This window comes from Lysinibacillus sp. FSL W8-0992, assembly GCF_038008685.1.
In the GTDB taxonomy this organism is placed as follows: domain Bacteria; phylum Bacillota; class Bacilli; order Bacillales_A; family Planococcaceae; genus Lysinibacillus.
The window spans coordinates 4,554,986-4,571,694 of record NZ_JBBOZQ010000001.1 but is presented as its reverse complement, the minus strand read 5'-3'; the positions used below and the strand labels follow the sequence as shown (position 1 = coordinate 4,571,694).

12 protein-coding genes are annotated in these 16,709 nt (G+C 38.5%); 8 read left to right on the top strand and 4 right to left on the bottom strand.

Annotated features, from left to right (window positions below):
• Positions 1 to 52 precede the first annotated feature (52 nt).
• Together NSQ74_RS22725 and NSQ74_RS22720 are read right to left on the bottom strand one after the other, a co-directional pair.
• Complete coding sequence (locus NSQ74_RS22725) at positions 53 to 379, bottom strand: AzlD domain-containing protein (RefSeq protein ID WP_340826310.1); 327 nt, start codon at positions 377 to 379, stop codon at positions 53 to 55.
• On the bottom strand, positions 376 to 1,107 hold the full coding sequence (locus NSQ74_RS22720) for an AzlC family ABC transporter permease (protein ID WP_340826309.1): 732 nt from the start codon (positions 1,105 to 1,107) through the stop codon (positions 376 to 378). The genes NSQ74_RS22725 and NSQ74_RS22720 overlap by 4 nt, the downstream gene beginning before the upstream one ends.
• 125 nt (positions 1,108 to 1,232) lie before the next feature.
• On the opposite strand from NSQ74_RS22720, the gene NSQ74_RS22715 reads away from it, so the two are divergent.
• From NSQ74_RS22715 to NSQ74_RS22680, 8 genes are all read left to right on the top strand, one after another.
• Positions 1,233 to 1,784 carry a helix-turn-helix domain-containing protein gene (locus NSQ74_RS22715; protein WP_173478100.1) on the top strand — a complete coding sequence of 184 codons (552 nt, stop codon included), beginning with the start codon at positions 1,233 to 1,235 and terminating at the stop codon, positions 1,782 to 1,784.
• A gap of 11 nt (positions 1,785 to 1,795) precedes the next feature.
• Entirely contained in the window at positions 1,796 to 2,419 is a 624-nt protein-coding gene (locus NSQ74_RS22710) for a TVP38/TMEM64 family protein (protein ID WP_340826308.1), read from the top strand.
• 167 nt (positions 2,420 to 2,586) lie between these two features.
• A complete protein-coding gene (addB, locus tag NSQ74_RS22705; protein WP_340826307.1) occupies positions 2,587 to 6,096 on the top strand; it encodes a helicase-exonuclease AddAB subunit AddB in 3,510 nt (1,169 codons plus the stop codon).
• A 1-nt stretch (position 6,097) separates the two neighbouring features.
• The gene (gene addA, locus NSQ74_RS22700) at positions 6,098 to 9,811 is read left to right on the top strand and encodes a helicase-exonuclease AddAB subunit AddA (RefSeq protein WP_340826306.1); all 3,714 of its coding nucleotides are present in this window, start codon (positions 6,098 to 6,100) and stop codon (positions 9,809 to 9,811) included.
• A gap of 158 nt (positions 9,812 to 9,969) precedes the next feature.
• Positions 9,970 to 11,136, top strand: a complete 1,167-nt coding sequence (locus tag NSQ74_RS22695; RefSeq protein WP_340826305.1) for a DUF418 domain-containing protein — start codon at positions 9,970 to 9,972, stop codon at positions 11,134 to 11,136.
• A 124-nt stretch (positions 11,137 to 11,260) separates the two neighbouring features.
• Positions 11,261 to 12,163 carry a fumarylacetoacetate hydrolase family protein gene (locus tag NSQ74_RS22690; protein ID WP_340826304.1) on the top strand — a complete coding sequence of 301 codons (903 nt, stop codon included), beginning with the start codon at positions 11,261 to 11,263 and terminating at the stop codon, positions 12,161 to 12,163.
• A 228-nt stretch (positions 12,164 to 12,391) separates the two neighbouring features.
• Entirely contained in the window at positions 12,392 to 12,760 is a 369-nt protein-coding gene (locus tag NSQ74_RS22685; RefSeq protein WP_340826303.1) for a YisL family protein, read from the top strand.
• A 393-nt stretch (positions 12,761 to 13,153) separates the two neighbouring features.
• Complete coding sequence (locus tag NSQ74_RS22680) at positions 13,154 to 14,620, top strand: alpha-amylase family glycosyl hydrolase (RefSeq protein WP_340826301.1); 1,467 nt, start codon at positions 13,154 to 13,156, stop codon at positions 14,618 to 14,620.
• 293 nt (positions 14,621 to 14,913) lie between these two features.
• On the opposite strand, the gene NSQ74_RS22675 is transcribed toward NSQ74_RS22680, so the two are convergent.
• Entirely contained in the window at positions 14,914 to 15,771 is an 858-nt protein-coding gene (locus NSQ74_RS22675; protein ID WP_340826540.1) for a DegV family protein, read from the bottom strand.
• 92 nt (positions 15,772 to 15,863) lie between these two features.
• Positions 15,864 to 16,670 (bottom strand): Cof-type HAD-IIB family hydrolase, encoded by an 807-nt coding sequence (locus tag NSQ74_RS22670; protein ID WP_340826300.1) that lies wholly within the window; start codon positions 16,668 to 16,670, stop codon positions 15,864 to 15,866.
• Positions 16,671 to 16,709: the final 39 nt, after the last annotated feature.

Genomic DNA, 16,709 nt, shown 5'->3' with positions numbered 1-16,709 from the left:
GCAAGCGACTAAGCGGATTTTTTTATAGTGAAAAAGCAAACATTAAATATTTTTACATAATGAATCTTACAGCAGCCATTATTATAACGCCTGCCACAACTGTAATCGATAAGCTTTTTGTGACTAGTGCAATGATAAGTGTAGGCACAAAAGTTAAAAAGACAGGCCAATCCAGTGTAACGAAACTTTTGCTTTCAGTATCCAATAAATTTTCGATAACAAGGGCACTAAGAATACAAACTGGAATAAAACTTAGCCATTTTAAAACTACATCTGGCAGTTTCACACTGCGCACAAACATAAACGGTATAATACGGGGTAACCATGTAACCAATGCACAACCGATAATAAGCCATACCATAGAAGCTGTTGTCGTCATTTATCTGTCACCACCCCAATCGTAGCTACAATAACAGTTGCAAGTAGCACAGCTAAATGCGAAGGAACGAGATAAGATAAGCCATACATAATGACCACCATATAGCCAATTAACATAAGGTAATGCATGATTTTATTTTTTCCAACGCTACTAAGCTGTAGCACTAGTAAAGCAACAAACATGGCGATTAATGCAAAGTCTAAGCCCCACTTTTCGGGATTTGCCACCCATTGTCCTAAAAAAGCACCTGCGACGCAAGATAAAATCCAAAATGCGTACGCTGTGATATTCAGTCCATCCATCCATTTGCCATGTAATTTACCATTTTGCATTTGTTTGGTTACGGCTACACCAAATGTTTCGTCTGTTAATAATGTCCCGAATCCGACATTTCGTAGCATAGAATAGCGCGTAAAATGAGGTGCCAATGTTAAACTCATTAATAAATGACGTAGATTTACGATAAAAATGGTTACAATGATAGCAGAGGCAGGACTACTCGTTAGCAAAAGTGCGCAAAAAATAAACTGCGCAGAACCCGCGTAAACGAGAATTGTTAGTAATGCAATTTCAACTACAGATAGTCCAGAAGCGGAACCTACAACACCGAATGCCAGTCCTATACTAATATAACCGAGTAAAGTAGGTACACAATCTTTTACTCCTTGTAGGAAGCTATCGTCTGTAGAGGTTGTTGATTCATTATGAAGATCTGTTGTGCTTGTCATAAATAGGTCATCCTTTCGAAAAAATTTCCATGTATACTTATAATGGAATAGTTTGAACATTCACATATGTTTATTAAAGTATACATATGTCCGATAAAATAAACAATAGGAAATGGTGAGTCAAGATGGAACAAATGAGTCGAAATTTAGCATTCCAATTAAAAAAAATACGACAGCAGCGTAGTTTAAGCTTAGATGATGTGGCAAAAGCAACAGGCGTAAGTAAAGCACAGCTAGCGCAAATTGAAAAAGGTGAAGCGAATCCAACGGTTTCAACAATTTGGAAAATAGCTGCAGGCCTTCGAATATCATTTTCATCCCTTTTACAGCCACCGATAGCCCATTTTATGAAGTTTAGCAGTAAAAATGCGCCACATGTCGATGAAGACGATGGGCGTTATCGAGTTTACTCAATTATTCCTTATGATCCTGAACGTGGCTGGGAATTTTATAAGGTAGAAATGGAACCAGGGGCGAGAAGTAGGAGTGAAGCCCATACAGAAGGGGTAGAAGAAACTGTGACTGTTATTCATGGACAAGCTATTATTTCTGCTGGCGTAATGCATGAAACTTTAACTGAAGGAGAAACCTTGGTATTTTCTGGGCATCAAGCACACGAATATCAAAACGCTTCAGAAGAACTTACAATTTTACATGTAATTTTGCAATATAAGTAGAGGTGGCAATAGTGAATGAATGGTTTACTGTAGAAAATATCGAGCATGTTGCGGCACAATACCGAACACTAGGCCCAATAATAGGTGTAGTACTACCTTTTTTAGAGGCTTTTTTTCCTTTTTTACCGCTAGTTGTGTTCGTTGTCGCAAATGCGAGTGCATTTGGATTATGGATTGGATTTTTATTATCTTGGTTAGGTTCAGTAGCTGGCTCATATGCAGTTTTTTTGCTTGTTCGACATTTCGGAAAGCATCCGAAGCTGCGTTTTGTAACGCGAGGGAAAAAGGTACAAAAGCTTATCAAATGGGTTGATATGAACGGAATTAGTCCGTTGTTTGTATTACTGTGCTTTCCATTTACGCCTTCAGTCATTGTCAATATAGTTGCGGGACTTTCTCATATTCATAAAAAATATTATTTAACGGTGCTATTAGCAGGGAAATTCGTAATGATTTTAGGGATGAGTGTTCTTGGCTATGATTTAAAATCGCTATTAACAAGTCCGATACGACTGATTATTGCTGGTGTAGCCATTGTCTTGTTATGGTGGATTGGCAAGTTAATCGAGAAGCGATTGAACGCTCGAGTGGAAAGAGATTTGAAACGTGTGCGAAAAATGACGAAAAATGAATAATCTTCTAGGCTGAATCTGCACATGCAGTCCCTTGTATCATGTAAAATGGTAGGAGGGTCTTTTTTATTTCATTTAGCAATAGCTTTAATAGTGGAGAATTATAATGAAACAATTACAATAAATTTTTTATCATAGATTTGATTTTTTACGAATAGGGGGAAGAGTGAATGACATTACGAATTGTATCAGGACGTGCAGGTACCGGAAAATCAGCGTTTATTCATAGAGAAATAGTCGAGCAATTATCAACAGATCCATTAGGTCACCCTATTTTTATCATTGTCCCTGACCAAATGTCTTATTCAACTGAATATGAACTGACAAATAGACATGGCTTACACGGGCTAATACGTGCACAAGTGATGACGTTTAAACGTTTGGCTTGGCTTGTATTACAAGAAACAGGTGGTATTGCTCGTCAAGAAGTAAATGGCTATGGTTATCGGATGCTTATTCGAAAATTACTAGAGGAGCAAAAAAGTGATTTCTCTCTATTTCGACAAGCTGCTGGTAAACGGGGCTTTACAGAGGAAATCGAATCGTTATTACGTGAATTTAGCCGTTATAGTGTAAACAGTTCGGTATTAGCGGAAGTGACAGCTTCTTTAAAGGCTATTGATGCACCGAATACATTGCAGGCTAAAACAAATGATTTACAAATCGTTTTGCAAGCATTAGAAGCACGACTTGGCACGACTTATGTCGATAGTGAGGGATACTATCCGATCTTAACCGAGCAGTTAAAATTTTCAGAGACGATGAAACAGGCGACAATTTATATAGATGGCTTTACTGCCTTTACTGTAAGAGAGCTAGAGCTTGTTAAAGAACTGCTAAAGGTGTCAAAGCAAGTAACCGTAGTGCTGCCGTTTGACCATATAGAAGAAGTGTATGATGAGCAAGCGCTCTTTAATGAAGCGGCAATTACAAATCAGCGTTTGCATGATATAGCACAGGAAAATGGCATTGAGGTAGATGCACCGTTGCATTTTATCAAAACACATCGATTCCAGTCAGAAGATTTACGTCATGTAGAAGCAACATTTGAAAATATGGTGCCAAAAACGAAAAAATCAACAGGCGATGTGAAGGTCTTTGAAGCGTCGAATCGACGGGCTGAGATTCACGCCATTGCCCGGGAAATAACGAAGCTGACAAGGCAGGAGGGCTATCGTTATCAAGATATAGTGTTACTTTATAGACAAGCAGATGTATATGATCCGCTTATTTCAACAATTTTCCAACAATACGACATTCCTATTTTTGTGAACTCGAAAAAAACGATGCTCCATCATCCATTAATTGAGTTTAGTCGTTCTGCATTGGAGGTTATTACTTCTAATTGGAAATATGAACCGCTTTTTAGAAGTGTGAAAACAGATTTGTTTTTCCCTTTGCATGCTGAGCAAAGTGTTTGGCGGGAGCGTGCAGATCGCTTAGAAAATTACTGTTTAGCACAAGGAATATACGGAGAACGTTGGTTTGAAGATGCTCGTTGGTTTTACAAAAAATATCGAGGTCTTGAATTCCATTCCCGTGTTCAAACGGATGAAGAGCGTGCGATGCAGACAGAAATTGAGGCAATTCGTGATGTAATCCGTCCACCATTAAAAGCATTACAGGACAAGCTTATGCAAGCGACAACTGGTAGAGATGTAGCAACTGCGTTATATGAACTTGTAGAAGAAGTTCAAGTATATGACAAGCTTCAAATCATGAAAGATCGTGAAATTGATAGAGGAGAAGCATTAGCTGCAAGTGAGCATGATCAAGCGTGGAAAGAATGGGTTGCAGTACTCGATCAGTTTGTTTACATGTTTGGTGAGCAAGAAATGTCAGTGGAAGAAGCGGCAAAAATTTTAGATGAAGGATTCGATACATTAGAATTTTCCCGTATTCCACCTACTTTAGATGAAGTGATGGTGGCAACAGTCGATTTAGCTCGTTTATCGCATATTAAAGTTGCCTTTGTTCTTGGAATGAACGATGGCGTTTATCCTACTCGTATGGATTATGAAGGATTGCTATCTGATACGGAACGTGAATGGTTTATGCACATTGGCTATGAATTAGCCCCAACATCCAAAAATAGGTTACTGCAGGAAAACTTCTTACTATATCGTGCAATTACAACACCTTCAGATAAGCTTTATATGACTTATTCGACGGCAGATGAAGAGGGGAAAGCGTTATTATCCTCGTTATATATTAAGAAGATTATCGGAAACGATAAAACGGCAGGGCTTTTAAGCGAGGTAAATGTCGAGCGTGTAGTAATAGATCCAATTGAATTGATTGATGATAATGTATTGCCGTATTTACGACATCCTCGTACAGCATTAGCCCATTTAACGCTACAGTTACGGCAAGCAGAGCATAGTCGTGAGCTTGCACCAGAATGGGTAGCTTTACAAAAATATTATGAGCAAGATCCATATTGGGCATTAATTTTACATCGACTAATGCATCCAATTACGCATAAAAATGAGGCAGAACCACTGGAAGGCTACATTACACAAGAGTTATATGGTCGTAAGTTAACATCAAGTGTGTCAAGGATTGAAAAATACTTCCGTTGTCCGTTTTCACATTTCACAACGTATGGGCTGCGTTTGGAAGAACGAGCAGAATATCGTTTAGAAACATTTGCAATGGGTGATCTATTCCATGAGGCATTGAAATGGATTACAGAAGAGACGCATCGTTTACAACTATCTTGGATTCGTTTAACAAAGCAGCAAATTCAACAGCTTGCACGACAGGCTGTAGAGCAAATTGTGCCCGTATTCTCACATCAAATTTTGCTATCTAGTGCACGCTACCGTTATATTCAGCGCAAGCTTATACGTATTGTAGAGCGCACAATGATGGCACTAACACAGCACGCGAATGTTTCGCATTTTAAACCAATTGCCATCGAAGCATCGTTTGGACCAGGGCAACACGAACAGCTTCCTCCATTGGAAATTGATTTACATGGTGGCAAAAAAATGTTTATGCGAGGTCGTATTGACCGTGTGGATAGTGCATCTATAGATGATCGATCCTATTTACGGATAGTCGATTATAAATCGTCTGCCCGTGATTTAGATTTGAATGAGGTATATCATGGGCTATCGTTGCAGGTGTTAACTTATTTAGATGTAGCGATGGAAAATGCATCCTATTGGCTACCTGGTGATGCAGAGCCTGCTGGTGTGCTTTATGTCCACGTCCATAATCCAATGCTAAAACTTGATAAAGACTTAAGTGATAGTGAAATTGAAGAAGATCGATTAAAGCAATATAAGATGAAGGGTCTTTTAACAGAAAATCCAGAAGCTATTTTATCGATGGACGAGCAACTTGAGGAAGCAAGCGGGCACTCACAAATCATACCTGTCTATATGAAAAAGGATGGTACACCGTCCGAATCACAATCGCGTATTGTGCCTGTTAATGATATGAAAAACTTGCAGCATTTTGTGCGCCGTAAGCATCAAGAAGCTGGGAATGGTATTTTAGCAGGGGACACAGCCATTAGCCCTTATAAACTAAAATCAAAAACAGCCTGTGATTATTGTCAATTTGCATCAGTGTGCCAATTTGACCCATCCGATGGTAAACAAAGCTATCGTCAGTTACCGCAAGTAAAGCCGGTAGAGGTTGTCGAAAAAATTCGGGAGGAGATGAACTAACATGGTGCAGCAAATACCCTTGAAGCCAGCAAATGTCACTTGGACAGATGATCAGTGGAAAGCGATTTATGCAAGTGGGCAAGATACCCTTGTTTCAGCAGCAGCTGGTTCTGGTAAAACAGCAGTGCTCATTAATCGCATGATTGAGAAGGTTGTAGCAACAGAAAACCCAATTAATGTTGATGAATTACTTGTTGTAACGTTTACCAATGCTTCGGCAGCTGAAATGCGCCATCGTATGGCAGAGGCACTTGAGAAGGCGATAGCAGAAAATCCGACGTCTAGCCATTTGCGACGTCAGTTGAGTCTTGTCAACAAAGCACAAATTTCAACATTGCATTCTTTCTGTTTAGCCATTGTGAAGCAGTATGCTTATATGCTCGATATAGACCCAGGTTTCAGGATAGCGAATGAAGCTGAGATTGCGTTGCTTAGAGATGATATTTTAGCTGATGTGCTAGAATCAGCCTACGATACGGAGGATGAAGCACAAATCAACGCCATTTATCGACTAGTGGATAGCTTTACATCAGATCGTGATGATCAGGCGATTGAAACATTAATGAGTAAGCTTTATGATACTTCTCGCGTTCATGCTGAACCGAAAAAATGGTTACGAAGCTTACCAGAAACATATAAGTTAGCGGATAATGTGACAATTGATGATTTAGAGTTATCAAAATATGTAAAATTGACTGTTAAGCATAGCCTGGAGGAAGCATTCGTATTAATTTCTGAAATGCGTGCCATTACGCTCCAGCCAGATGGTCCTGCTCCATATGCTGAAACGGCAGAAATCGATTTTGCTATGATTCAAGAAGGCATTCGGATTAGTCAAGAAGGAACATGGCAACAGCTATTTGATTATTTTTCAACTGTGAAGTGGTCGACACTTAAGCGTGTTTCAAAGGATGCTTTAGTCGATGTAGAGCTTCAGGAGTTGGCAAAGAAAAAGCGTGAGTCTGCTAAAAAAATAATGAATAAGCTGAAAGAAACCTATTTTGTACGTACACCTGCCCGTCTGCTTGAAGAAATACGACTAATGGCACCAACGATTGCAACATTGGTTGAATTGACGACTATTTTTTACGAGCATTTCCGTTTGGCAAAATTAGAACGGGGAATTATCGACTTTTCAGACTTAGAGCATTATGCACTGCAAATTTTAACGGAAGAGATAGATGGTAAATTACAGCCATCACCTGTTGCGCTAGATTTGAAAAAACGTTTTAAAGAAGTGCTTGTGGATGAATATCAAGATACGAATATGCTACAAGAAACGATTTTACAATTGGTCAAGCTAGGTAAAGAGCAAGATGGCAACCTTTTTATGGTTGGTGACGTAAAACAAAGTATATATCGCTTCCGTTTAGCAGAGCCAAAGCTCTTTATGCGAAAGTATGGTGAATTTTCAGAAGATCCCGAAGCAACTGGCATGCGCATTGATTTGAATGCTAATTTCAGAAGTCGTAGCGAGGTTTTAGACGCTACAAATTTTGTATTCGCGCAAATTATGGGCGAACGGGTTGGTGAAATACACTATGATGACAATGCTTCATTGAAGCCAGCGGCACCATATGACGATAAAGAGGTACCTGTTGAACTTGTCGTTTTACATCCACTCGAGGAAGAGGCATTGGATGAAGAACAGGACGAGAGTATTAGTGAGGCTTCAGAGCTTGAGGAACTAAAAAAATCACAGTATGAAGCACGATTTATTATTGATCGAATTCGCCAAATGATGGAAGATGGTACAACGGTATACGATACGAAAACAGCAACAGAGCGTCCATTAAAATACAGTGACATCGTTATATTAATGCGTTCAATGACGTGGTCAACCGATTTAGTGGAAGAATTTAAACTAGCTGGTATTCCCCTTTATGCAGAGTCATCTAAAGGTTATTTTGATGCACTTGAAGTGATGATTATGCTCAATACACTAAAGGTTGTAGATAATCCGTATCAAGACATTCCACTTGCCTCTGTGTTGCGAGCACCTTTTGTAGGCTTAACGGAAAATGAGTTAGCCAAAATTCGTTTAGCGGATACAAAAACACCGTTTTACGATGCATTAAGGCAGTTTATTCGAAGTGAAGGACATGGTGTACAATCCGAAACATTTGAGAAGCTTCAACGTTTTATGCTGGCATTTGAAAACTGGCGAGATTTAGCACGTCGAGGATCTTTGTCAGATTTAATATGGAAAATCTACTTAGATACTCATTATTATGAAATGGTTGGGGCAATGCCAAATGGTAAACAACGACAGGCGAATCTACGTGTTTTACATGATCGAGCATTAATGTATGAAAAAACGTCGTTTCGAGGCTTATTCCGCTTCCTGCGCTTTATAGACCGGATGCGAACACGTGGGGATGATTTAGGAACGGCAAAGTCCATTGGTGAAAAAGATGATGTAGTAAGACTTGTGACCATCCACTCTTCCAAAGGGTTAGAGTACCCAGTTGTTTTTGTTGCAGGTATGGGACGTCCTTTCAATAAAATGGATTTTCACAATCCATATTTATTCGACCAGGATTATGGGCTTGCGGTCAAGGCGATTGATCCAGAAAATCGCATAACCTATACTTCTTTACCGTTTCTTGCGATGAAGGAGAAAAAAGAGCTTGAAATGAGAGCCGAAGAAATGCGTGTATTATACGTAGCGATGACACGCGCTAAGGAACGACTTATTTTAGTAGGATCAGTAAAAAGCTGGGGTAAAACACGTGATGCATGGCAGGACGCTCAAAACTTGGCTGTGGATGCACCGTTGCAAGATTATTTACGTGCCCGTGCAAATAGTTACTTTGATTGGGTTGGACCTGCTGTTGCAAGACATGCTGATTTTGCATCAATCGCAAGTTCTCCATATAAGGCTAGACAAGATGCATCGCATTGGTGGATTCGTGCAGTTCCAACCTATCATTTTATGTATGACACGCAAGCACTCGATAGCGACGTACAGCAGATGCTAGAAGCACCAGAGGATGCAGAGTTGCTTGCAGAAATTACTGCTCGTTTCCAAGCGCAGTATGCATTTCAAAAATCGACACAAAAACGCTCGAAAACATCGGTTAGTGAAATTAAGCGTGTAGAAAGTTTACAACGTCAAGAAGAGCCAGAATACTATTTTACTGCACCTAAAAAAGACAAGGCTTCTATTGCACCAAGACCAACCTTTTTACAGGACAAGCAGCTAACAGGCGCAGAAATGGGAACGGCCGTCCATACGGCTATGCAGCATGTACCACAGTGTGGCTTTTCAACAGTGCAAGAGGTTGAGCAATTTGTAGCGGAGTTAGTGGCAAAACAGTTGCTAACAGAGGCAGAAAGCAAAATTGTTCCATGTGAGAAAATTTTCCGTTTCTTTACAACTGATATTGGACAACGCTTCAAAAATGCAAAGCAAATTCGCAGAGAAATGCCATTTACCATTAGTCGTGTCGATGAAGACGGTGACGCGCAAATCGTACAGGGGATTGTGGACTGCTTGTTTGAGGATGTTTATGGCAACTGGATATTACTTGATTATAAAACAGACCGCATCAGTTCCCAATTTGCGGAGGAGCCAGCGTTATCGAAGGAACTTATAGGCCGCTATGGTGTACAACTACGTGTTTATAGTGAGGCGATTGAATCGATTTTACACATACAAGTGAATGAAAAAGTGTTGTACTTGTTTGACATTGAGCAGGCACTTTATGCGTAGGGAAACCTTCGCCTGTGAAATTAGGTAGTATTCCTTTCAGAAGCGTTAAAAGGCAAGCTGCAACCTTCTGCATGGAAAGTGAGCGTTGATATGGCTTACCTACATGCAGAAGGGGCAAATTGCAATGTACGTGATAAGAAAGAAGAGGAGGCTATTTTGTGAATTTAAAACCGACGATGTTGCAGGAGCGTATTGCAACATTAGATATTTTACGTGGAATGAGCTTACTAGGTATTTTGCTCGTTAATATGTATGCTTTTTATTTACCAATGCCACATATTGATTTAGGGTCATGGTTTACAACACCGTCAGATATTGTTTGGCAGCAAAATTTAGATATCTATGTGCAAAGCAGTTTTTATCCGTTATTTTCTATGCTATTTGGCTATGGGTTGGCGATGCAATGGCAAAAAGCCCAAAGTCGTGAACAAAACTTTTATGGAATAGGTCTTCGAAGACTTATTGTATTATTTATGTTTGGTTTGGTGCATGCGGTCCTTATTTGGTGGGGAGATATTTTAATGATGTATGCATTTTGTGGTATTTTTTTACTGTTACTTCTACGTTTACAGCCAATTTGGCTTTTATTAACCGGCATTATAATTAATGGATGTATGCATCTTTTTATGTTGTTTGTCGTAGGTTATATTAGCTTTAATACGAAGGTAGATACGTATTTAAATATTACGGATGTGGAAAAAGCAATTACTGCTTATGGTACAGGTAGTTGGGTGGATGCCTTTTTACAACGCTTATCAGACCTATCTGTTCAGGCAGGTATAGGAATGTGGATTGCGTCATTGTTTATGGTATTACCATTTATGCTAATCGGTGCTGCTGCTTCTAAATGGCATTTAGTTGAGCGAGCGAAAGAGCTGAAATGGCTGTGGCTGGCATTAACAATCGCAGGGCTCACAGTAGGTATTTTTTTGAAAAGTACCCCAATCATCTATACTCGTACGTATTTACTAGATTATATAAAGGTCTATATGGGTGGTCCAATATTATCAATCGGCTATATAGGATTCATTGTATTACTATGTCTACTACCAGTTGTCCCAAAATTACTTAGTCCCTTTGCAAAAATTGGACGCATGTCGTTAACGATGTACATACTTCAATCCATTATCGGAACATGTATATTTTATCAATTTGGATTAGGTTGGTATGGAAAAGTTAGTGTTTCTACTGGCGTGTTAATTGCTATCGGTATTATTGTGGCGCAAATGATCTTGGCAGAAATTTGGCTAACGAAGTGGAAGCAAGGTCCGTTAGAGGCTTTATGGCGTAAATTAACATATAAGGCGAAGACTGAGCCAAGCTAAAAAATTGCTCGTAATATACTTAATTGATAGAGAATTAGCAACATTAAAAATTGTTATCGTAAAAGTAAGGTAATTTATATCATATTGTTGTATCATGTAGAAAAAAGAAGGAGCTCTTAAAATCATGAAAATTTTATCATTTAAATTAGGTGGACATGTAAGCTTTGGACCAAAAGTAAAAAAAGAAGAAGCGGTATGGGATGTACTCGCTATTCAAAACGAACTTCAAGTTCTCCCTTCTTTTTCAAGTTCAATTGTCGATGGTATTGCATTAGGCTTCGATTTTGTTGAACAGATTCGTAAATTAGTAGAGGCAGCAGAAAAATCAGATCGTGCTAATAGCTTCAAGCGTGAATTTACAGCGATTGAATGGTTATCACCAATTCCACGTACGCCAAAAAACATTATGTGTATCGGTAAAAACTATGATGAGCATGCAAAGGAAATGGGTGCAGAAGCAGCACCAATCGATTTAATGGTATTTACGAAGTCTCCAACAGCGATTGCTGCGGATGGCCAAACATTATCTATTCATGCTGATCTTTCTTCAAAAATGGATTATGAAGGTGAACTTGCAGTTGTCATTGGTAAACGTGGGAAAAACATTCCGAAAAACTTAGCCTTTGATTATGTATTTGGCTACACAATTGCGAATGATATTACAGCGCGTGACCTGCAAGATAAACATAAGCAATTTTTCTTAGGAAAAAGTCTTGAAGGTACTTGCCCGTTAGGACCATACCTTGTGACAAAAGATGAAATTCCAAATCCACAAGAGTTAACAGTTGTAACAAAAGTGAATGATGAAGTACGCCAAAACGGTACAACAAAAGATATGATGTTCACTGTTGAAAACCTTGTATCAATTTTATCGCAACACGTAACATTAGAGCCAGGCGATGTCATTTTAACAGGTACACCAGCAGGCGTAGGGAAAGGCATGAATCCTCCGCAATTTTTAAAAGCAGGTGATACAGTGAAAGTATCAATTCAAGGTATCGGTACGTTAGTCAATCATTTTGAATAATTTGTATAATCCGCGCGAGTGTAAGCTCCGCGGATTTTTTAATTTGTTTTTTGTAAGGTCCTTTACTAGATGGTGGAAGAATCCCAAAAATGCAATGAATTTAGTGGGATTTAGCTACCTCCGATGCGTAATTGATTCAATTTCGTGAACACAATTTGTAATATTTGAAACCATTTCCACCACATGATAGGATATAGTTTGATAGAAAAAAAATGAGGTGGGACAAACATGGATTTTTTAACTAGCCGAACAGATTTACACATTACAACTTGGGTAGTTGGTATCGTAATCTTTTTAATTGCAGCACTTAGTGGTAAGCAATCAAAAGGCTTACATATGACATTACGTTTATTTTACATTTTAATTATCATTACTGGTGGGGCATTATTTATTGAAGCAATGAAGTTTGGCCAAGGAATGCTTTATGGCTTTAAATTTATTGGCGGTATTTTAGTTATTGGCATGATGGAAATGGTATTAGTCCGTCAAAAGAAAAACAAGCCAACAACAATGTTCTGGATTTTATTTGTAGTGTTTTTACTAATTACAATGTTCTTAGGGTTCAAATTACCAATGGGATTTAGTTTCTTTGCATAATGATTAAAAAAAGCCGTGATGCAGTCGCTTCACGGCTTTTTTTTTGAAAGTGCCAGTCACTCAAACAATTTTGAATTTTCTTGAATTTATAATCTGCGGGAGCATACAAAACGTATGATGCGGGCATTCTGCACACTAGTAAGGGTTGCGGCTGACACTGTGCCCGTGGAAAGCACCGCCGTAGAGGATAACAATGGCAGAGCCAAAATTTACTGTAGTCAAACAACACTTTTTCTCAATGGTCTCTGTCTTTTATTATTGAAGTTGGCTTAATTTGACACCTTTTTGTCTTAATTCATTTTGCATTTCAGGAAAATATTTTGAAATGATAGCTACGTAGCTGTTTTATTTGGTAAAATGACGTTGGATTGCTTTGAAAGAGAGGGAATAAAAGTGAAATTTAAGAAGTGGATAGGCGCAACAGCCGCATCGCTTTTACTGGCAACTTCATTGATTGGTGTAACACCAGCTCATGCGGATGAAGTTCAAACAAGAACGATTGCAGAAGAAAGCATTTTTGATTTACTCGTTGACCGTTTCTTTAATGGTTCAGGCACCAACGATTTTGATACAAATACGCAAGACCCAACGAAATTTGCAGGCGGTGACTTCACAGGTCTACAAGATAAACTAAAATTTATTGGAGAAATGGGCTATACGATCGTATCTATCGGAACAATTTTCGATACTGAAATATACGATGGCTCAATGCCAACAAGCTATAGTAAAATCGAAGAGCATTTTGGAACAGCAGAAGAATTTCAAAGTGTAGTGAAGACATTTAAAGAAAAAAATATGTCGATTATGGTTGACTTTCCCTTAAATAATGTAAGCCCTAATCATGAGTGGGCACAGGATGCAGCAAAACAGAACTGGATTGCCTCTACAGATAATGGACATATTCAATGGGATTTAACAAATAAAGATGTACAAGCTGCTTTAATTGAATCAGCGACAAAATTTGTTTCTACATATGATGTTGGTGGCATACGTTTAACAAATATTGCGGATGCCGATTCTGCATTTCTTAATGCAATGATCGCAGCATTAAAAGATACAAAAAAATCATTATACATTATTTCAAATGAAGAAAGCGATGCAAATTTTGATGCAAGCTTCTCGCCAGAAACGGCAGAAATTTACCGTAATATGTTTAAAAATGTCGATAAAGACTCTTCAAAGCTAATGGAGCCTTTTACTAGTGAGAAACCAACGCAAATTATGATTGATTCATTGCAAACGCATCGTTTTACATTCGATTCCGCATCTGAAAATATGTTCCCTCCAACACGATTAAAAATGGCATTGGGAGCGTTATTTATGATGCCTGGAATTCCTGTTGTTCAGTATGGTACAGAAATTGCCATGAACGGGGAAGTGAAACCTGACACACATCAATTATACAATTTTAAAACAGATGAAGAGTTAATTGATTATATTAAAAACGTACAATCTTTACGTAATCAATCAGCGACATTACGTAAAGGTGATTTTGAAGTCATTACAAATGACAATGGTTTACTTGTGTTTACACGAAAATCTGATGAAGAGCAATGGATTATTATGGTGAACAATACGGGGAAAACACAACGTGTCGATTTAACACCAGAGCAAATTGGTGAAGGCAAAATGCTCAACGGTATTTTACAAGAAGAAAAGGTACGTATAAATGAAAAAGATGTGTACCCTGTCATTTTAGACCGTGAAATTGTAGAAATATATCAAGTTAAAGACGATGAAGGGCTAAACATTCCTTACATGGCTGCGCTTGGATTAGTCTATGTTGTATTTATTGGCTTCGTCGTTGTTATTATTAAACGAGGTAAAAAACGTCGTCAAGAACAAGACGCTGCAAAATAAAATTAGCCAAGAGGCTGGGACAAAACTTTAACAGAGGAACAAAGCTGTTAGTAAATTCTTTTACAGTAGATAAAATTTAGAATAGAACATTAGTTGATGGTAGCGAAGGAGGTGACTCCTGTGGGAACGTACTCAGCGTAAGACGCAACAAACCGCGCGCTAGCGAGGGTTGCGGCTTACGGTGTGCCCGCGGAAAGCAACCGCCGTAGCGGACATCAACTGCATAGTAAAAAAGTGTTAGATTGATTGAAATCAATCTAACACTTTTTCTCTTATGTCCTGTTCTCAATATGCTATGATTGGTAGCTTTTATTTGTAAAGAAAATAGCGATTGTACCTGGTCCAACATGAGAACCGATAACTGAGCCAATCATTGTCATTTGAACTTCTTTTGGCGCGAATTTTTCCTGTATGGATGCCTTTACTTCGTTAGCAAAGGCCGTATCATCACTATGGCTAATGCCGACAATTTTATTAGAAAAATTACCACCACGCTCTTGCATTAAATCTAACATACGCGCAATCGCTTTTTTACGACCACGTGATTTTTCAATCGGTACCAGTTTGCCATCCTCGACATTTAAAATAGGCTTAATGCTAAGGAGTCCACCAAGAAATGCACTTGCTTTTGAAACACGCCCCCCTTTAGCAAGGTAATCTAAATCTTCCACTGTGAAAAGATGTTCCATCTGTGAAGCGAGTGAAGAGACTTTTGTTTCGATTTCTTCAAGCGAAGTACCTGCTTTCCTCAGTTGAACGGCTTCTTGAACGATTAAGCCGTGACCTAAAGAGGCACATTTTGAATCGATAATTGCTAGCTTTAGTGTAGGGTACTGCTCAATTACTTGGTTGCGTATCATTAAAGCTGTACTATACGTACCTGACAATTCAGATGAAAAGGCGATATAAATGCCTTGCTCACCGCTTTTTGCAAGCTCTTCAAAATGTTTTAAAAAGAGTTCTGGTGAAACTTGTGAAGTTTTCGGATGTGCACCTTGTCGGATAGCGTCGTAAACTTCTTTAGAATCAATCGATATGACATCATCATATTCGTTGTTATTTACTTGTACACGTAACGGAAGTAGAATGACATCATTCTCTTCGTAGTAAGACTTCGGCAAATCACATCCACTATCAGTAAAAATTTTCATCATCTTAACCTCCTAAAAAACTGTATTTATTAGTAATGCTTACTTCTCCCTATTTTTAAATGGCTGAAAAAAGGGGAATTACTACTTAACTATCATAATTTTAAGCGCTCAATAAGTATTTTAGCAATGCCATCTTCATTATTCGTCGTTGTAATTTCATTGGCTATGTTTTTTAAGCTAGTGATTCCGTTACCCATAGCGACGCCAATACCGGCATAATCAATCATTTCTAAATCATTGTCCTCGTCACCAAAGGCGATAATACGCTCACGCGGAATACCTAAATCTTTAGCTACATGTGAAATACCGACAGCTTTATTTAAGCCACGACGGACAATTTCAATAATATGAAGCGGTGCACCCCAACGACGATGCTCTATAACTTCCGCATGAACTGCTTGTAAATGGTCTCGAATAATCATGGAATTAGTTTCGTTAGCTTGAATTAGGAGACTTGTTGGATTAACTAATAGGTTTGTCGAAATATCACCTAACGTAATTTTTGGGTTACCCATGTTAAAAATATTTAGTATGCGATCATCCTCTGTATGCACATAAATGTCATCCTTCACTTCAGCTATAATATTTTCATATTCATAGCTATTAACAGAATCAACAACCTCTCGTACAACGTTTAAGTCAATCGGTGTATGCATTGTTTGCCAAGCAGCATTTTTAGGATGGTGGACATAAGCGCCATTAAAATTCACAATAGGTGTTGTTAAACCAAGCTCATGATAGTAGATATCACTTGCACGATAAGGACGACCTGTGGCAATCATAACCTGATGCCCTTGTTCCTTAGCCTGCAATAATGTTTGTTTTGTTTTTAAAGAAATTTGTTGTTGGTCCGTTAATAACGTACCATCTAAATCTAAAACGATTAAATGCGGTTTCATTGCTTGTTGCCCCTTTCCTATATGTTTGAATAGTATCTC